15 protein-coding genes are annotated in these 20,212 nt (G+C 40.3%); 2 read left to right on the forward strand and 13 right to left on the reverse strand.

What is annotated here, in order from left to right; all coding sequences use genetic code 11:
- Positions 1–35: 35 nt before the first annotated feature.
- The 11 genes from U859_RS0100120 to U859_RS0100170 all read right to left on the reverse strand — a co-directional run bounded on the left by U859_RS0100120 (position 36) and on the right by U859_RS0100170 (position 15,969).
- The gene (locus U859_RS0100120) at positions 36–1,661 is read right to left on the reverse strand and encodes an NADP-dependent glyceraldehyde-3-phosphate dehydrogenase (protein ID WP_025141414.1); all 1,626 of its coding nucleotides are present in this window, start codon (positions 1,659–1,661) and stop codon (positions 36–38) included.
- A gap of 111 nt (positions 1,662–1,772) precedes the next feature.
- Entirely contained in the window at positions 1,773–3,212 is a 1,440-nt protein-coding gene (locus tag U859_RS0100125) for an MFS transporter (RefSeq protein ID WP_025141415.1), read from the reverse strand.
- Positions 3,213–3,233: 21 nt separating this feature from the next.
- The gene (locus tag U859_RS0100130; protein ID WP_029985305.1) at positions 3,234–3,896 is read right to left on the reverse strand and encodes a bifunctional 4-hydroxy-2-oxoglutarate aldolase/2-dehydro-3-deoxy-phosphogluconate aldolase; all 663 of its coding nucleotides are present in this window, start codon (positions 3,894–3,896) and stop codon (positions 3,234–3,236) included.
- A complete protein-coding gene (locus U859_RS0100135; RefSeq protein ID WP_025141417.1) occupies positions 3,889–4,944 on the reverse strand; it encodes a sugar kinase in 1,056 nt (351 codons plus the stop codon). The genes U859_RS0100130 and U859_RS0100135 overlap by 8 nt, the downstream gene beginning before the upstream one ends.
- Positions 4,945–5,058: 114 nt before the next feature.
- Positions 5,059–6,459, reverse strand: coding sequence for a glucuronate isomerase (uxaC, locus tag U859_RS0100140; protein ID WP_025141418.1), 1,401 nt, complete (start codon positions 6,457–6,459; stop codon positions 5,059–5,061).
- 203 nt (positions 6,460–6,662) lie between these two features.
- The gene (locus U859_RS0100145) at positions 6,663–8,309 is read right to left on the reverse strand and encodes a UxaA family hydrolase (RefSeq protein ID WP_025141419.1); all 1,647 of its coding nucleotides are present in this window, start codon (positions 8,307–8,309) and stop codon (positions 6,663–6,665) included.
- A gap of 1 nt (position 8,310) precedes the next feature.
- Positions 8,311–9,822, reverse strand: coding sequence for a tagaturonate reductase (locus tag U859_RS0100150; protein WP_025141420.1), 1,512 nt, complete (start codon positions 9,820–9,822; stop codon positions 8,311–8,313).
- 111 nt (positions 9,823–9,933) lie between these two features.
- Entirely contained in the window at positions 9,934–10,965 is a 1,032-nt protein-coding gene (gene pelA / locus U859_RS0100155; RefSeq protein ID WP_025141421.1) for a pectate lyase, read from the reverse strand.
- Positions 10,966–11,245: 280 nt separating this feature from the next.
- Complete coding sequence (locus U859_RS0100160) at positions 11,246–13,177, reverse strand: glycoside hydrolase family 88 protein (protein ID WP_025141422.1); 1,932 nt, start codon at positions 13,175–13,177, stop codon at positions 11,246–11,248.
- A gap of 5 nt (positions 13,178–13,182) precedes the next feature.
- Complete coding sequence (locus tag U859_RS0100165) at positions 13,183–14,853, reverse strand: glycoside hydrolase family 28 protein (protein ID WP_025141423.1); 1,671 nt, start codon at positions 14,851–14,853, stop codon at positions 13,183–13,185.
- Positions 14,854–15,012: 159 nt separating this feature from the next.
- Complete coding sequence (locus U859_RS0100170; RefSeq protein WP_025141424.1) at positions 15,013–15,969, reverse strand: pectinesterase family protein; 957 nt, start codon at positions 15,967–15,969, stop codon at positions 15,013–15,015.
- Positions 15,970–16,407: 438 nt separating this feature from the next.
- Here U859_RS0100170 and U859_RS0100175 point away from each other — a divergent pair, with 438 nt between their 5' ends.
- Together U859_RS0100175 and U859_RS0100180 are read left to right on the forward strand one after the other, a co-directional pair.
- Positions 16,408–18,048, forward strand: coding sequence for a glycoside hydrolase 43 family protein (locus tag U859_RS0100175; RefSeq protein ID WP_025141425.1), 1,641 nt, complete (start codon positions 16,408–16,410; stop codon positions 18,046–18,048).
- Positions 18,049–18,051: 3 nt separating this feature from the next.
- Positions 18,052–18,843, forward strand: coding sequence for a rhamnogalacturonan acetylesterase (locus tag U859_RS0100180; RefSeq protein WP_025141426.1), 792 nt, complete (start codon positions 18,052–18,054; stop codon positions 18,841–18,843).
- 87 nt (positions 18,844–18,930) lie between these two features.
- On the opposite strand, the gene U859_RS0100185 is transcribed toward U859_RS0100180, so the two are convergent.
- Both U859_RS0100185 and U859_RS0100190 read right to left on the reverse strand, forming a co-directional pair.
- Positions 18,931–19,365 (reverse strand): carboxymuconolactone decarboxylase family protein, encoded by a 435-nt coding sequence (locus U859_RS0100185; RefSeq protein WP_025141427.1) that lies wholly within the window; start codon positions 19,363–19,365, stop codon positions 18,931–18,933.
- Positions 19,366–19,602: 237 nt separating this feature from the next.
- On the reverse strand, positions 19,603–20,172 hold the full coding sequence (locus U859_RS0100190) for a Crp/Fnr family transcriptional regulator (RefSeq protein WP_025141428.1): 570 nt from the start codon (positions 20,170–20,172) through the stop codon (positions 19,603–19,605).
- Positions 20,173–20,212: the final 40 nt, after the last annotated feature.

The following is a 20,212-nucleotide window of genomic DNA, read 5'->3' on the forward strand; positions in this document are numbered from 1 at the left end:
TCTCGCAATGACGATATATACTAATTAGTTAGCGACTAGAAAATATACTTCGTACTTAAAAAGTTCGAATCATCTCCCCTCACAATTTCATTCAGTAACTTTTTGTTATCCTCTGTAAATTTAGTAGCTACTAAAGAGCGGATCGAGAATGAACGCAAAGCATCCACTACAGAAAGCGTTCCTTCGGCACTGTCTTTACGACCGGTGAAAGGGAATACATCCGGTCCACGCTGACATTGGCAATTGATATTTACACGACTTACCTGGTTAACCAAAGGATCGATCAGTGAAGAAATTACCGCAGCGTTGTTGCTGAAAATACTTACCTGCTGGCCGTGTGGCGAACCGATTAAATATTCAATTGGTTCTTCCAGGTCATCAAAAGGTACAACCGGAACAATCGGACCGAACTGCTCTTCGCGGTACAGTTTCATGTTGCTGTTTACCGGATACACAATGGCAGGATAAACAAAAGTTTCTAAGGTTTGTCCGCCATTTTTGTTCACCACTTTTGCCCCGTGTGAAACCGCATCATCAATACATTCTTTTAAATATTCTGGTTTATTCAGCTCAGGCAATGGTGTAAGGTTTACGCCCTTTTCCCATGGCATACCGAATTTCAGTTTTTCTACTTCTGCAGATAAACGTTTTAAAAATTCCTGTGCCAGACTTCGGTGTACATAAACGATTTTAATCGCGGTACAACGTTGTCCGTTAAAAGAAAGTGAACCTAAAACAGTTTCAGAAACGGCTAAGTCCAGGTCGGCATCTTTGGTGATGATGGCTGCATTTTTGGCATCCAAACCTAAAATTGCCCTTAAACGGTTTACTTTAGGGTGCAGCTTTTTTAATTCGTTAGCTACTTTACTCGAACCGATTAAGGTAAGCACATTGATTTTTCCTGATTTCATCAATCCAGGAACAATGGTATTGCCACGGCCGTAAATCGTATTCACTACACCTTTAGGAAAACTAGAACGGAAAGCTTCCAACAAAGGGTAATGTAATAAAGTACCATGTTTAGGTGGTTTGAATAAAAGCGTGTTGCCCATAATCAAAGCCGGGATCAGCGTAGTAAAAGTCTCATTTAAAGGATAATTAAACGGGCCCATACAAAGTACCACCCCAAGCGGAGAACGGCGCACCTGGGCTACAATTCCCTGCTCTATTTCGAAACGTGATGACTGTCTGTCAATATCTTTCAATGCATCAATGGTCGCGTAGATATATTCAACTGTACGGTCGAACTCTTTTATTGAATCGGCATAAGATTTTCCGATTTCCCACATAATGAGTTTAGCAACAATTTCTTTTTGCTCAACCATTTTATGGGTAAAGTTTTCTACACAGGCAATGCGGTCGGCAACGCTCATGGTTGGCCACTGCCCGCGACCGTTGTCATAAGCGGCTACGCCGGCATCCAAAGCTTCTGTCGACTCTTTTTCTGTACATACCGGAAAACTACCGATACGCTTTCGTTTCAAACCCTCAGGGGTTTTTACGCATACTGGAGAAAACACTTCATTAAACGGTCCGTTCCATGGTTTCATCTCTCCGTTTGATAGAAACTCCTTTTGATTGATTTCTTCCGTGAGCCTAAATTCATCTGGAATCTGGCTCTCTTCAACGAAAATACTTTCGAGGTTTAGCGTTGTACTCAATTTTAAGTTGTTGTTAGGGTTAAATTAATGTTAAATCTATCGTTTAAGTATAGATTCGTTTGTATAAAAAAGCTGATGGTCCAGAAAACTTTCCTTACATCAGCCTCTGGTTTATTTTAATTCGATTACTTTATATTTTGGCACTAAGGATTTCATTACTGTCCAGCCGATTAAATAACACACCGCACAGATGGAAAAAATAATGAAATAACCGGCTTCCTCACCTTTAAAACCCATAAAAACAATCTCGTTTTTGCCCGTATAATCGAACAGCAAACCAGAGCCTTTATTGATGATGAAAGAGCCTAAGCCACCCGCCATACCACCAATACCGGTGATGGTTGCAATGGCTTTTTTAGGGAACATATCGCCTACGGTAGAAAATATATTTGCCGACCATGCCTGGTGGGCTGCACCTGCAATACCGATAATGATTACCGGAATCCAATAGGTAATGTGGCCTAAAGGTTGTGCGGCCAAAGCCAATAGCGGGAAAAATGCAAAAATCAACATGGCCCTCATTCTACCTTCGTAAGGGTTCATGCCTTTTTTATCAACGAAATAAGTGGGCAACCATCCTCCGATAATCGAAAGCAGGGTAATCATGTAAAGCACAAATAAAGGAAGCGCACTTTGAGTAGAATCCATTCCGTAAACCGATTTCAGGTAGGCTGGAGTCCAGAATAAAAAGAACCACCACACCCCATCGGTCATAAATTTACCAAAGGCGAAAGCCCAGGTCTGTTTGTATTTAAAGCAATCGATAAACGAAACTTTTTCTTTGGTTTCTTCAACGTAATCGGCTAATTTCCGGTCGTTGATTACATCCTGCTGGATATAGGCCAGTTCTTCAGGACTAACCCGTTTGTGCAGCTCTGGTTTGTTGTACACAAAAACCCATAAGCCCATCCACACAAAACCCAGGGCACCGATAATGATGAACGACATTTCCCAGCCATAAGCTTTGGCGATAAAGGGAATGGTAATGGGAGCAGCCAATGCACCCACCGTAGCACCTGCGTTGAAAATACTGGTTGCAAATGCCCTGTCCTTTTTAGGGAAATACTCAGCAGTGGCTTTAATTGCTGCAGGGAAGTTTCCGGCCTCTCCAACAGCCAATACGAATCGGGCAAAAATAAAGAGCGTAACACTTACTGAAACCACCAAACCTGTATCATTAACACGGGCAATAATTTCTTTAGCGCCTTCAAAACCTACAAACCAGTTTCCATTAACAATACCTGCAGTGGCGATACCACAGAAAGCATGTAAACAGGCTCCAACAGACCAAACACCAATGGCCCATAAAAAGCCCTTTTTAGTATCCAGTTTATCAACTAAACGACCTGCAAAAAGCATCGATATGGCATAAAAAATAGAGAACAGGGCCGTTATATTTCCATAGTCGTTATTATCCCAATGAAATTCCGGTTTAATAAAATCTGTCCAGGTTAAAGAAAGGACCTGTCTATCTAAATAATTTATCGTAGTGGCTAAGAATAACAGCAAACAGATGGTCCATCTATATTTGCTTGTTTTGGGTTGGTTCATTTGGTTAGGTTTGTTAAATTTTTATTTGCTCTGCTGGATTAGATCAAGCGCTAATTTGGTATTGTCGAATAACTCCTCGTAAAGTCCTTTACTCATCACATCTTTACTGATTAATTTACTTCCCATACCAACCGCACAAACACCAGCTTTAAACCAGGTTTTTAAGTTATCGGCATTAATTTCTACTCCACCTGTAGGCATAAACAGCTGTCCGGCGAAAAGATCCTTAATTGATGAAATAAACTCCGGACCTAAAATATTGGCAGGAAAAATTTTGATCAGCATGGCTTTATGCTCCTGGGCAACGCTGATTTCAGTCGGCGTCATACAACCAGGAATCCACAGCATACCTATTTTGTTGGCAATTTCGGCAACAGCCGGATTTACGATCGGTGCCACAATAAAATCTGTACCAGCCTCGATAAAAGCATGTGCGTCGGCAGGGGTTTTAATGGTTCCGATACCCAGATAAAGATCCGGCATTTCTGCATCGCGTACTTCCTTTAGTTTTTTAAAGTTCGGCAAAGCCGATTTACCACGGTTAGTATATTCGAAAACACGTACGCCCGCTTTATACAGCGTGCGTAATATTTCTACGCTACCTGCTTCGCTATCCTGATAAAAAAGGGGTAACATGCCCTGCTCTAAAATGGCATCTAAAATTTTGTGCTTGTTGCTAATCATTGCGTATTATTCTTTTTTCTATGTCAGCTACGGTACTGGTTGTAGCATCGCTTGGAATGTATAATTTATCGTATGCTGCCGCGGTGGCAAAGTTTAAAGTTTCTTTGGCCGATAACTGGTTGTAAAAACCGTATATCAGGCCAGCCATAAAACAATCGCCACTGCCTACTTTATCTAAAATTTCGTCCGAAACATATTCTTCGGAAACCGTTAGTTCACCTTCGGTATAAATAGCGGTATAATACCTGATGCCTTTGCCATGATCGAATCTAAATGTATTGGCTACAGCCTTACATGCCGGAAACAAACTTAATATTTCTTTAGAAGTATCTGTTGCCTGCTGTAGTAACGTTTCTTTTGCATAACCTTCAGTTGGTGTTAAATCTTCGTGAAGTGCAGTACCCAACATTTTATTGGCTGCCCAAACATTACCCATAATCAGGGTGCAATATTGAGCCAGTTCTGGCAAAACATCAATCGGATCTTTACCGTATTTCCAAAGTTTGGCGCGGTAGTTCAGATCCAGTGAAATGGTGATATTTCGCTTAGTTGCTGCTTTTAAAGCTTCCAGACAAACATCAGCAATAGATTGGTTGATTGCAGGGCATATCGCACTGAAATGGAACCAGCTTACGTCTTCAAAAACTTCATCCCAGTTAATCTGGCCAACCTTTAAATCTGCATAGGCAGAATTTGCACGATCGTAAATTACACCGGCATTTTTAAGGTCTTTTCCTTTCGGGAGATAATATAAACCCAAACGTTCGCCATGGTAAACCATCGGCGTGGTATCAATATTACGGGCGTCAAGATAATCTACAATTTCGCGGGTGACTGAATTATCGGGTACAGCCGATAAATAGGCCGAAGGAACATTCCAAAGGGCCAGTGCAGTGGCTACATTCAGCTCTGCACCGCCAACATAAAACGGAAGTTTATTTTCTTTTAACCAGGCACCATCCATATCGGGGCAGATGCGCAAAAGTATTTCACCAAAGCTTAAAACTTTTTTTCCTTTTTGTGATGAAGCGAATATTTGGGTGCTCATTTTTATATCTAATCGGCGTATTTCATGCTGTTTTCTGCAACGGTATGAAAATGGAAGGAAAACGATTGAAATGATTTGATTCCAATGAAATACCGTCCTAAAGCCTGATTTTGGTTAAAATTTAAAGTAATTTTTTGCGTTAAAGTACGAAATATCCTGAACAATTTTGCCAACCCATTCCAAATCGTTAGGCAATTCTCCGTTCTCAATATCTTCCCCAAACAGGTTACAAACAATCCTTCTGAAATATTCGTGACGAGGAAAAGAAAGGAAACTGCGCGAATCGGTAAGCATACCTACCAGGCGGCTTAAAAGCCCCATATTCGATAGTGCGTTTAATTGTTTGATCATGCCGTCTTTCTGGTCCAAAAACCACCAGGCAGAACCAAACTGAACTTTACCAGCAACCGAACCATCGTTAAAGTTACCGATCATGGTGGCAATTAATTCGTTATCGGCAGGGTTAAGGTTATAAATAATGGTTTTGGCCAGTTTATCCTGATTATCCAAACGGTTCAAAAATTTAGAAAGCATACGGGCCTGGCTAAAATCGCCTATCGAATCCCAACCGGTATCCGGACCTAATTGCCTTAACATACGGGCATTATTGTTACGCAAAGCACCAAGGTGATATTGTTGCACCCAGCCCTTTTCATGATCCCACTCGGCAAAATAAACCAGCATGGCCGATTTAAATTTCAGGTTTTCCTCATAAGAAATGTCTTGTTTACCGCGAATTTTATCAAAAATTGATGAGATTTCGGCTTCAGTATAGTCTTCGGCATAAATCTGCTCTAAACCATGATCGGAAACTGAGCAGCCATTATCGGCAAAGTAATCGTGACGGCTTTTTAAGGCCTCGATATAGTCTTGAAAACTGCTGATTGTTTTATCTGCAACGCTTTCCAGCTTGTTGATATATTCGTTCAATCCTTCAATATCATCACTATTCATAGCCTTATCCGGACGGAAAGCAGGTAACATTTTCAAATTTGCACCTTCTCTTGCCAACTGTTGGTGGAAGTTTAAACTATCCAACGGATCATCTGTGGTACAAACCGCCTCTACATTCATTTTTGCCAATAAACCACGCACAGAATACTCTGGGGTTTGCAATTTTGCAGAACATTCGTCATAAATTTTCTGTGCCGTTTTGCCCGAAAGTAAATCGGTTACACCAAAATAACGTTGAAGTTCTAAGTGTGTCCAGTGGTATAATGGATTACGTAAGGTATAAGGAACAGTTTCAGCCCATTTCTCAAATTTTTCATAATCTGATCCAATGCCGGTAATGTATTTTTCATCAACACCATTGGCACGCATGGCTCTCCATTTATAGTGATCGCCATAAAGCCAAACCTGACTAATATTGGCAAACTGGGTATTATTGGCAATCTGCTCCGGAATAAGGTGATTATGGTAATCAATAATCGGCAACGGTTTTGCAAAGTTGTGGTAAAGCTTTTCTGCTGTTTTGCTTTGCAAAAGAAAATTTTCGTCTAAAAAAGGTTTCATGCTATGTAATTTGAGACATTAGATAATGGATTTGAGATGTTCAAAACGACTATCTATTATTTTTTTATTTATGTAATATTGTCCCCGGTCTGTGGTAACACAGACCGGAATTCAATTTATATTTTATTTGCTTGGTGTTCTGTGGGGTCACAGACCACGGCATTTGGGTCTAAGACTCACGACTTCGGACTCAAGACTCTGGACTACAAACTAACGCCCCGTTTCCATGGAATAAAATCATCCTGGTTAAGCAACACTGCTTTAGGGATCACTTCGCCACTGGCCGCTTTAATGCAATATTCCAAAATATCTTCTCCCATCTGCTCGATGGTTTTCTCTCCTTCGATTACCGGTCCACAGTTGATATCGATGATATCGCCCATGCGTTTAGTTAATGCATTATTGGTTGATACCTTGATGGTCGGGCAAACCGGATTTCCGGTAGGTGTACCCAAACCGGTAGTAAACAAAATTAAGGTTGCCCCCGAGGCTGCTTTTCCGGTTGTGGCCTCTACATCATTTCCAGGCGTACAAACCAAATTTAAGCCTGGCTTAGTGGCGGGTTCAGTATAATCTAATACATCTTCTACCGGTGAGGTTCCACCTTTTTTGGCTGCACCGGTACTTTTAATCGCATCGGTAATTAAACCGTCTTTGATATTTCCTGGCGATGGGTTCATAAAAAATCCAGAACCTACATTTTCTGCAGCCTGGTTGTAAGCTGTCATTAACTGGATAAATTTGCGCGCAGCGGTTTCGTCTTTGGTACGATCGATCAGTTGTTGTTCGGCACCGCAAAGTTCAGGGAATTCGGCCAAAAGCACCGTTCCGCCTAAAGCAACCAACAAATCAGAAGTATAACCTACAGCAGGATTGGCACTGATACCACTAAAACCATCGCTACCACCGCATTTAACGCCTAAAACCAGTTTACTCAATGGTGCTGGCTGACGTTCGATTTTATTGATTTCGGTTAAACCTATAAACGTTTTACGGATGGCTTCTTTAACCAGCTGTTCTTCGCTCTGCGATTGTTGCTGTTCAAAAATGAATAATGGTTTATCGAAATTCGGACTACGCTGTTTTAAGTCGTCCATAAAATCTTTCACCTGTAAATTCTGGCAACCTAAACTCAATACAGTTACACCAGCCACATTGGGATGATCGGCATAAGCAGCTAAGAGTTTACTCAACACAGCAGCATCCTGACGGGTACCACCGCAACCGCCCTGATGGTTCAGAAATTTAATGCCATCTACATTTTTAAAAACACGGTTGGCTGATGGATTGGCCAATCCGATGGAATTTGGATCAGCTTCTTCTAAAATTTCTCCGTTTTTATAAGCCTCAACCAATTGGTGGGCATAAGATTTATATTTATCGGTTACGGCATAACCCAATTCGTTATGCAAAGCCTCTCGGATCACATCTAAATTGCGGTTTTCACAAAAAACGGTTGGAATAAATAACCAGTAATTGGCAGTTCCTACACGACCATCGCTACGGATATAACCATTAAAAGTTCTGCCTTCAAATTTGGAAACATCAGGCGCATGCCACTCGTAATGGTATGGACGAAATTCGTAAGGATCTGAGGCATGTTTGGTATTTTCAGTATCCATCAAACCTCCTTTAAGGATGAAATGCTGTGCCTTACCAACCAAAACACCATACATAATGATGTGGTCGCCGGCATTCATATCCTGCATAAAAAACTTATGCTTAGCCTGGATGTCATCCTGCAAAGTATATTCATGTCCATCGTAAATAACAGTTTCGCCTTTTGCCAGGTTTTGCAAGGCAACAAGCACATTATCATTGGGATGGATTTTTAAAATTCTAGTCACCATTTTAAATTGTTCTTTCTGAATGCAAGTTACTTAAAGTTTCTTTTGCACCCTTATTTTGTAATAATTCTACGTAAGATTTTACGGCTGCGTTAAAGCCGGGGTAATTGTTCAGGTTTTTATCCCAAAGGCGCCTGTCGCCAAGGGTATTATCTACAACAGTTTCAGGATTTTTCCAGTATTCGTACAACACTTCTGCAAATTCATCCTGTACAGGGAAGGTTTTTCCGTTAGCACTGGCCGTATAAGTATCGCCATCTTTGTTCACATTCATAAAAAGGAGGTAAGCGGCAACACCTAAAGCAGTAAGCTGAGGAACTTCATTTTTTAAGGCATAATATCTTCTAATGAGCGGCATGTTGCGCATCTGCATTTTTGAAGTAAAGTTTAGCGTAATGGCCTGCCACTGATGCTCTAAAAAAGGATTACTGAAACGGTCGACCACACTTTCGGCAAAAGCCAGGGCTTCATCATAAGTAATATCTTCATTTACGACAACAGGCGCAATTTCCTCCTTCATTAGTTTTAGTACGTTGTTGGCGAAATCTTCATCAGCCATAGCCTCTTTTACGGTATTGAAACCGGCTAAAATGGCTAGTCCACAGCTGATGGTATGTGTACCATTAAGCAAACGCAGTTTTAATTCTTTAAACTTATCGATTGATGGAACGATGAAAATACCCTTATCTGCTTTTGCAAAAGACAAAACCTCTTTCACTTTTTCGTTTGATGATTCAATTGCCCAAAGCCTGAAAGGTTCGGCCATGATCATGAGTTCGTCTTCGTAACCCAATTCGTTTTCGATGGCTTTTTGTTCTGCCTCTGGAAGTTTTCCCGGCACAATACGATCGACCAAAGTTTTACAAAAGTGATTGGCAGTTTTTAACCAGTTTTCGAAATCCCAGCCCAACTTGTTCTGGATGGCAAGATCCAATAAGATTTCTTTTAGTTTATCAGCATTATCGCTGATCAGTTCCGTAGGTACGACCACCATTCCGCTTTCAGCTGAGCCATTAAAAGCTTGATATCTTTCGTGCAGAAAAGCCAATAATTTGCCCGGGTAAGATTGTGGCGGATTATCGGTGATTTTATCTTCACTTTTAACGATGCCAACTTCAGTGGTATTCGAAATTACGACCTGCATTTCTGGTTGATGCGCTGCTTTTAAAATTTCGGCCCAATCCTGCGAGGCAGATAAAACCCGGCTGATTGAAGCATTGATGGTATTTTCTTCAACACTTACACCATCTTCAATACCTTTTACGCAAAGTGTATAAAGGTTATCTTGCTTCGAAAATTCATCGGCACCACCTCTTGAGGTTGATTTAACGACTAAAACGCGACCATTAAAAATGCCTTTCTGATTGGCCTTATCGATAAAATAATCTGGAAGTCCACGCAGTAAAACACCTGTTCCAAACTGGATTACTTTTTCGGGTAAAGCTAAAATTTCGGTGGTAGGTTTTGTAACCTTATCACTGTTAATGTTTTTTAGATTTTCTTTATTTAAAATCATATTCTTGAGATTTCCGTCATTGCGAGGAATGAAGCAATCTTAAAGCGGTAGAAATTCCCACCCATAGTAGTAAGATTGCTTCGTGCCTCGCAATGACGAGTTATACGATGTTTATTTCCCATTTGCGGCTAACCACTTCGGGTATTCCTTTTCAATTAATTTTTGTCCCCAGTTGCCGTACCATGCGTAACCATTACGCCTTTCAGGACTCAACTCTTCTAATTTTGTTTTGATTGTATTGTCGCGGTCACCAAAAATCGGTGTATTTTTATCTAGGTCGTAGAAACGTGCCCAGGTATTGGCTGTATTATCTGCAACTAAAGCTGCGGTTTTGATATTGGTTTTAGGATCGCTTGGTCTATCGAAACGGTAGCCGGCAATTTTATAGGTATCAAACCATTTTACAGCTCCTGCAATTGCATTTTTTTCTGCCGCAGAAGGATTTTTCATCCGCATTAAAAAACGGACAATCCCTGCTGATTCGCTAGTGCTCAACGAGGCTGGCTCAAATGCCCTGGCTTTTGCCGGCAACAGCGAATCTTTATCATACTGTGCAGCCCAAATGCTTAAAACACCGTTTTGTTTTACTTGTGTTTTTAAAATACAGTCGATGCCTTTTGTAACTGCTTTTTCTGCTTTTTTGATGTAAGCAGGATTTACCACTTCGAAATCGTTTGTTTGCGTGGCAATATCCTGCAAAATGTTCAGCACATTGATCATTGCATCATCATTGTAGGTAATTTCTGATCGGTACAAAGCTTTATCAGGATAATATTGTGGCCAGCCACCATTAGCATATTGGGCCGATAAAATATAATCTAAACCTTTTTCGGCAGCAGCCAAATAAGTTTTGTTCTGTGTTTTTTTATAAGCTTTTACCAGGTAAAGCACTTCTCTGCTGGTGGCCTTATTATCAAATGTGGCGTGGAGATCTTTAGTTGCTTTTATTTTGGCCAATAACTCAGGGGTTAAAGCTGCACCATAGTTTACCACGCTTTTATCTTCCAATTGCTTTGGCCAGCCACCATTGCCCAATTGATAAACCAACATTTTATCTGCCGTAGAATCGGTAGGCTGTTGTGCGTAACACGATAGTAATAAAGTGCTACAAATTAGGGTAAACAATATTTTTACTTTCATCATTTTGTTTGTTCTGTTCCGTGGTTTGTATCCTCACAGACCACTAATTTTCTTTTCTTTTTGTTTCCATGTGCCGTAGTTATTGTTTGCCACGGAGACACAGATTAACACGGAGGATTTTTCTATAGAATAATTATTGCTCAAATCTGTCACATTGAGCTTGTCGAAACGCCTTGCATTAATCTAAAGAGTCCTTCGACAGGCTCAGGATGACAATTCTATTTATTTTATCCATTCGCCATGGTTCGTGTCTACACGAACCATTATTATCTGTTGTTAAATCCTACTTCTTCCCCGGCACCTGCTTAATCAACCAGTTCACCAAATCATTCGTGGCTTTAAAATTTTCAAATTCAGCAGGTAATTTTCTACCGTCGATATATTCATTATAAAACCAGGGATCGCCCACCGCGAAAACAGTTCCTTTGCCATATTTTGCTGTGGCGATAATCACATCTCCATTATCGGTTAAAGCAGAAACCGCCGGACTTTTCGCCACAATGGTCGATATTTCTTTGATGTACACTTTTTTGGCTGTCTTGAAAATAGAATTGCCTGCCGGGATTTTTATTGCACCCTGTTCAAAATTTGCGCCCTGAACTTTATTGCGGCTATCTTCATTAAAATGGATACCAAATGTTTCTGGCAGTACATTGAATTTTGAAATTTCACAGTTGCCAACATCATTTAACAGCAATACCAAAACACCACCTGCCTTTACCCACTCACTAATCTGTTTGGCGTGTGCAGCATTCATGAAATTCGGGTTTGCTGTTTCTTTTTCGGTATCCGGATCTACAATAATGTAAATGTTGGTTCCTTTTAAATTTGAAGCGGTAGGTGCAGCTTTAAGTGTACTGGTTTTTACACCAGCATCGCTAAATACTTTTCCGAATAAAGAGAACCCGTTGTTATCATCTTCTTCCCAAAGGTAATGGAAAGGGATTTTATCGCCCGTTGGCCCAGTCATGTATTCATTGTTGAAGAAATTATCAACCGTAACCGTTAAACCTTTACCAGGTTTTGGCAGCTGATCAACTTCCATCTCGGCAGCAGCACACACAAATGCACCCATTCCTTTAGGATCGTTGGTGATTACTTTTTCACTGATGTAATAATCGAAGCTGCCATCGCGGTATTTCGGTTTTCCACCCAAACCAGATACCGAAACGGTTTTAGTAAGGTTTACCCTTTCATCGCCTGCTTTTTCTATAAATTCTTTCTTTAAACCCGCATAACCTTTATTTGCAGCTGGCATAAAAGATGGCGCCAACCAACCCTTACGCACTCCTTTGGCCAGGCCATATACAAACATGCTCGATGCAGAACTTTCCAGGTAATTCCCTTTACGGGCTGGCATATCTAAAATATCATACCAAACACTTGATTTTGGATCCTGGTATTTTACCGCCGCTGTTGCTGTACGGTTTAAAATGGCCAGTAATTCTTTTCGTTGCGGATGATCGGCCGGAAAATTATCCAGCACATCTACCAAAGCCATAATGTACCAACCCATTGCCCTGGCCCAAAAATTTGGCGAGCGCCCGGTTGTTTTATCCGCCCACTGTTCGGTTCTGCTTTCATCATAGCCATGGTAAAGCAAACCTGTTTTTGCATCGCGGGCGTTTTTTTCCATGAGGATAAACTGTTTGGCGATGTCATCAAAAGCAGCATCCTTTTTCATCAGTTTGGCATATTCTGCGTAAAAAGGCTCACCCATGTATAAACCATCCAGCCACATCTGGTTTGGATAAATTTTCTTATGCCAAAAACCACCTTCTTTGGTACGTGGTTGTTTTTGTAACTGATCGTATAATTTAGTTGCCGCCAACAAGTATTTCTGCTGTCCGGTAACTTTATAGAGCAATAATAATGAACGACCATTTTTAATGTTGTCGATGTTAAAATCATCGGGCTTGTAAGTGGTGATATTTCCTTCTTTATCCAGATAAGCATCCATCGAACTTTGGATGTACTTAAAATATTTTCCATCGCCGGTATTGCGCCAAACCGCTGCTGCGCCTTCCAAAACTACCCCCATATCGTAGGACCATCTCGGGCCCTTTGGCCCTTTTAAAACGGTAGTGTCCTGCCAGAGTGTTTCCATCGCAGTTAAGGTTAACTGTTCTGATAATTTCTTTTGAGCAAATCCACTTTGAGATAAAATCGAAAAACTGATAAGGGCAGCCGCTGTATATAAAATTGATCTTTTCATTTTTATTATTTTGAAATTTCCAGTGCTTTTTTATCTACTTCGGTGCCTAAAACAGAAGCTGTTTTCGCTTTGGACACATCGGTTGAGCTAATTTTTACCCCTTTTGATTTTTCACCAGAAACATCAAATAAAACTTTGCTGTTAGCTGGATAACTAAGGTTGCTGATGTTAATATTAGAGCCGTTCTGGATCATCACCACCGGACTGGTATTATCGGTAATTACGTTTACGTTTTTCAGGAAAATTCCTGCTGCCTCAATAATTTCGATGCCTTTTTTGGCTTTTATGGTTACATTTTCTAAATGCACATCTTTAATATTCATTTCTGGTAAGCCCCTGAAAAATATTGCTTTTTCGGCACCGTTGGCCACTACATCTTTAATGTAAAAATTCTTAAACTGAGGAGTAGCTTCAGTAACCGGAACCGTTACCGTTTTAATGGCTTCACGTTTTTCGCCAGCCAAAGGAACCGGATCAACCGCAGCATAATACATGTCGAATAAAATGGCTTCGCCAGGAATATCGATCATGTTGATATTATTGATGTAGATATTTTCTACCACACCACCACGACCGCGGGTGGTTTTAAAACGCAGACCAATATCGGTACCGATAAAAGAACAATCGTACACCCAGATATTTTTAGCACCCCCGCTCATTTCGCTACCAATTACAAAACCACCATGGGCATGGTAAACAATATTATTTCTTACAATCACATTTTCTGTGGGTACACCACGCTTACGGCCAGCTTCGTCGCGACCAGATTTTATACAGATGCCATCATCGCCAACATCAAAAGTGCTGCCTTCGATTAATACATTTTTGCACGATTCTACATCAACACCATCGCCATTTTGCGCAAACCATGGGTTTTTTACCTGTAAATTTCTTAGCGTTAAATCTTCACACAATAAAGGATGTAAATTCCAGGCAGGCGAATTTTGAAAGGTAACACCTTCTAAAAGAATCTTTTTACAACCTGTTAGCACCAATAAATTGGGGCGAAGGAAATCTTTAATATCATCATAATCAGCAGCAGTTTTTCCCGCTTCAATTACCCCGGCATTTTTGGTGTTAGAGCCTTTAACGGTTTTCTCAGATGGGTACCACATTTTGCCGTCTGCTTTAACGATACCTCCTGATGCAACGAGGTTTTTCCACTGTGTTTCGGTGAGTTTATCTTTTTTAACCATACGCCAGGCACCACCATTGCCATCGATGATCCCGCTTCCGGTAATGGCAATATTCTCGAGGTTTACACCCGAAATCGGGCTCTGGTTCCGCCACGCCGGCTGACCTTCCCAATTGCCCTGAACGAGTTTATACTGGTTAAAATCGGCCGTAAACTGAAGGATGGCATCGCGTTTTAAATGAAGGTTTACATTGCTTTTTAATTCGATTGGTCCGGTTAACCACAAACCAGAGGGAATTAGCACCACACCACCACCTTTTTGGCTTACACTGGCAATGGTTTTATTAATGCTTTGAGTATTTAAAGTAATGCCATCGCCTTTTGCCCCGAAATTAACGATGCTTGTTGTGTCCTGTTTAAATTTAACCTGCTGTATAATGGGTAAACTTTGCTTTTGTTGAGCCATAGCCGTTGCAGAAGATAAAATTAAGCATGCGAGAGCTACTTTAATATGGCATAAACTACCAGAAATATGTTTCATTATTTGCGCTGTTAAATTATACTTGGTTATTGTAATAACAAGTGTACGTTGTTTGCAGTTAAAACAGAAGAGAAATCTATGCAATCGTTACCGGAAAACTTAACAAAAAAGCGCCTCAAAAAAGACGCTTAAACGCTGTATAACAACAAGTTAAATGACTTATTTCGCCTCCGGATCCCATCCACGGAAAACGTTTTCCAAAATGTAGCCCTTATACTCATTATCAGTTAATTGGTGCGACCAATTGGCCCTATTTTTAGGATCGGCACCTTTCCCAGTGCTTTTATATTCAGCATAATAAGCCGTTTTTTCATTGCTTTCTTTGCACCAGTTGTTCCAGCCTTCAGGGCGGATAAAATCTGGCAACTCACAATTGAGGTAGGCAACTTTAGCATAAGGCCTCCAGGGGCGGCCGAGGTAAAAACTATTGGCAGGAGCATCTCCCTTGATTTTACATTTATTTAATACATAGCCAAATTTTGTGGTATCGGCCGTTGAAGCCGCCGTAATATAACCCGCTTTTTTGCAAAAAATGGTACAGCTTTCGAACCATGCGGTAGAAGCGCCGAAAATAAAATCTACTGTTCCCTCTATGTAGCAATTTTTATAGTATTGACGGTTATTGCCACCATAAGTGTAAAGTGTATCCTGAAAACCCAAAAACCGGCAGTTGGTGAAAATCAGTTTATCGCCACCTGCCCAAACAGCCACTGCTTGTCCCACCGGACCAGATGAGTTTTCGAAAGTGATGTTCTCGGCAGAAAAGCCTTCGCCATAAATGTAAAAGCTTGATGATCCCGAAGTGCCTTTTTCTTCGCCAAAAGCATTTTTTTTCTGGGCAAAATCATCATAGGTTAAAATGGTTTCATTTAAGCTTTCTCCAATAAACCTTACATTTTTTTTAGAGGCCGCCAATACCAGCTTCTCTTTATAAATGCCTTTTTTGATAAATATAATAGTGATTTTATTCCTGAAATCGGGTACGGCATGGATGGCCTCCTGTACGGTTTTAAAATTTCCGCTTCCATCGGCTGCCACCACAAAATCGGGTTTAACATCCAGGGCATAAACTCCAGATGAAATACTTATCAGTAAAAATAGGATGATTGCTTTCATATCAATTTGGTTAGGCTAAAATTAAAATCGGCCACGTAAAAGTATAAACTTTGTAACGCAGCCGTGTTTTAAAATATATGATGAACAATTTTAAACATTAATATCGAAGTGGAAGAAGTTTTTAGCAGATTAAACATTGCAAACGATGTCGGGAACGATTGCACAATAACAACTTGTCTTAAAATAAAAAAAGGCTTAATCTTGTTGATAGGCTAATTGATAAAATACACGAGTCTGTATCATAATTATAGAATTGTCATCCTGAGCTTGTCGAAGGAGTCGTTTTTAAATGTTTTACAAGGCATTTCGACAGGCTCAACGTGACAAAATCGAAGTGAATTACAACTTATGATACAACCTCATATCACAAACCACATTAAGATTCCCGCCTGCGCGGGAATGACGTAAGACCAAATATTAAAAAAACATCATTGTAAGATGAAATATCTATACAGTTCAATCCTATTTTTAAGTGTTAGCATCAATGCCTTTGCCCAACAAATGCCAGATAACCGTTATGTTTCTAAAGTTTGGGTGTCTGATTTAGGTAATGGAACTTATAAAAACCCGGTAATTAATGCAGATTATTCCGATCCTGATGCCATCCGTGTGGGTGACGATTTTTATATGATCGCCTCCAGTTTTGATGCCGTCCCCGGATTACCGATTTTGCACTCAAAAGATCTGGTCAACTGGAAAATCATCGGTCATGCCTTAAAACGCCAGCCTCCCTTTGATCATTTCGAAAAAACACAACATGGTAATGGCGTTTGGGCGCCTGCTATTCGTTATCATAATGGCGAATTTTACATTTATTACCCGGATCCCGATTTTGGTATTTATTTAACCAAGGCTAAATCCATAACCGGCGAGTGGTCTGCACCTAAATTGGTTGCTGAAGGCAAGGGATTGATTGATCCCTGCCCGTTTTGGGATGAAGATGGCAAAGCTTATCTGGCTTATGCTTATGCAGGCAGCCGAGCCGGGATTAAAAGCGTATTAGCGATCATGCCATTAACTAACGATGGCTCAAAAGCGACAGAAACGGGTAGAATTGTTTATGATGGACATGAGCTCGACCCCACCATCGAAGGACCAAAATTTTACAAACGCAACGGCTATTACTATCTGTTTGCACCTGCTGGTGGCGTTTCCACCGGCTGGCAATTGATTCTAAGAAGTAAAAACATTTATGGTCCTTATGAAAGAAAAGTAGCCATGGATCAGGGAAAATCTGCGGTAAACGGTCCACATCAAGGTGCTTGGGTAAACACGCAAACCGGTGAAGATTGGTTCCTGCATTTTCAGGATAAAGATGCTTACGGCCGGGTGGTACACCTGCAGCCCATGAAATGGATCAATAACTGGCCAGTTATCGGCCTTGATGCAGATGGCAACGGAAAAGGCGAACCCGTCATCACCTATAAAAAACCAAATGTGGGTAAGTTTTTCCCAATTGAAACACCGGCGGAGAGTGATGAGTTTGGTACAGCAAAATTAAGTTTGCAATGGCAATGGCAGGCTAATCCGCAACCTACCTGGTTATTTACGGATGCCGAAAAGGGCTTGTTAAAGCTCTACACTTCGAAAATTCCTGATGAGGCTAAAAACCTTTGGGATGTTCCGAACCTGTTGATGCAAAAATTTCCTGCTGATGAATTTATGGCAACAACGAAACTCAACTTTAAACCTAATCCAAAATTAGAGGGTGAAAAAACAGGTTTAGTAATCATGGGAAGAAGTTATGCACAGATTAGCATCAAAAGCAAAAAAGACGGTTTATACCTCATGTATGGTGTTTGCCAGAATGCGGATAAGGGAAAGGCAGAGAATGAAAAAGAAATTGCCAGGCTTAAATCGGGCTTGGTTTATTTTCGCGTAAAAGTTGCTGGAGGCGCAAAATGCCAGTTCAGTTATAGTGAAGATGGCATAAATTTCACCAATGTGGGTGATGAATTTCAAGCCACTGCCGGACAATGGATCGGTGCTAAAATGGGAATATTTGCCATTAGAGATACCCAGACAAACGATTCTGGAAATGCCGAATATGATTGGTTCCGCGTACAACCTTTAAAATAAAATATGATGAAAAAATATAAATTTCTTATTGCAGCACTTGGTGCTATTTTACTAATGTCTTTCATCGTCAAACCTAAACCCGTTAAAGTTTATTTAATTGGCGATTCTACAGTTGCAGATTATACTCTGGATGAAGGTTATATGCAAAAGAAATACCCCATTACGGGTTGGGGACAGGTTTTTCAACAGTTTTTAACAAAAGACAATTTAAAAAAATTAAACAAACTGATTAAAAGCGATAGTGCTTTGGTCGTTGATAAAGCAAAAGGCGGAAGAAGCACGAGAACTTTTTTTGAAGAGGGAAGGTGGAAAGATGTTTTATCAACTTTAGACAAAAATGATCTGGTATTGATCCAGTTTGGACATAACGATGCGGCAAAAGACAAACCCGAACGTTATGTAAATATTCCGGGATATAAAGATTTTTTAAGGATGTATGTGAAGGAAACCAGAGCGAAAGGTGCTTTACCAATCCTCATTACACCAGTTACCCGAAATTACCCATGGAAAGACGGTAAATTAGGCAGTGCGCATGGCGAATATCCTCAGGCCGTAAAGGATGTGGCGAAAGAATTAAATGTACCAGTTATTGATCTTACTTCACTTTCAGCTGATTTTTTCACTACCAAAGGCAACGAATTTGTAAGCAAAAATTACTTTATGAATTTAGATTCGGCGAAATATGAAGCTTACCCGAAAGGACAAAAAGATAACACGCATTTCCAGCCAGAAGGGGCTAAGGAAGTTGCGAGGTTGGTATATGAGGAATTGAAGAAGATTAACCATAAAGCATAATGGTTAACCACTAAGACACGAAGTCGCGAAGGATTTTTATTAATAAACCTATGAGGTTTTTGAAACCTCATAGGTCTGATGGGTTGTTTAGCCCACCATTACTTTTGCGGTAATAGCGAGCCTGTTCCAGGCATTGATGGTTACAATGGCCATAATAAGCTGTGCCACCTCTTGCTCATTGAAAAAACTTGCTACTTTTTGGTAAGTGGCATCAGAAACGTGGTTGGCAATTAAGGTTACTTCTTCTGTTAAAGCCAAAACTGCTTTTTCCTTTTCAGTAAATAAAGTTGTTTCTTTCCAGGCATTTAATAGATATAAACGTTGTTCGGTTTCACCTATTTTACGTGCATCGGTAGAGTGCATATTTAAGCAAAATGCACAGCCGTTAATCTGCGAAGCACGCATTTTGATCAGTTCTAAAAGGATTGGATCTAGTTTGCTGGTTGATAAATATTTCTCTAAACCATACATGGCTTGATAAGCTGCAGGTTCTACTTTTGGGATATCAATTCTGTTTTCCATTTTATTTGTTTTTTGATTACGATGTAAAGGTCGGCATCATAAAAAACAAAAAACTTAATGTAGTTTAAGAAATGAATTTTCTAACCGCAAAGGGCACAAAGGCTTTCGCAAAGTTAGACAGCTGTGTTTTTTTAGCCATGGAGGCACGGATACACATCGCGAATCAAATTCTCCGTGTTAATCTATGTTTCCGTGGCTGATCATCAATGTAAGCCTAATTTTGCGGTTAACAAACAATTATTTCTTCGCCCTGATTTTACTTAAAAACTCCGGCGTAAAACCCAGGTATGAGGCCAGCATGTATTGCGGCACGCGCTGTACAAATTCGGGAAATAAACTGTTAAAATGGCGATACCTTTCTTCTGCAGTCTGGCTGTAAAGGAATTTTATCCGCCGTTGCGAGGCCTGATGATTTTTCTGCAAGATCAACCTGAAATATCTTTCCAGCTTGGGCAGTTTATGAAACATTTCATCATAATGATGGTGCTCAATGGCAATTACATCGGTGGCTTCTGCTGCCTGGATATAAAATTCTGTCGGTTGTTGAAAAAGGAAGCTGGTTAGATCGGTAATCCACCAGTTTTCGATGGCGAACTGGGTGGTTTGCTCCGCACCTTTAATGTCAATAAAATAAAGCCTTAGGCAGCCCTTCACTACAAAATAATTAGCCCTGCAGGTTTGTCCTTCCGTTAACAAAAAGGCTTTCTTTTTAACTGAAAAAGATTTGAGCATCGATGCCAGCATTTCCTGCTCATCGCTACTCAAATCTATAAATCTATTAATATGGCTATAAAGTGCACTATACATGTTATCTTATTGATTATGCTAAAATAAACATAATTATAAG

The sequence above is a fragment of the Pedobacter jeongneungensis genome, assembly GCF_000633455.1.
Classification (GTDB): domain Bacteria; phylum Bacteroidota; class Bacteroidia; order Sphingobacteriales; family Sphingobacteriaceae; genus Pedobacter; species Pedobacter jeongneungensis_A.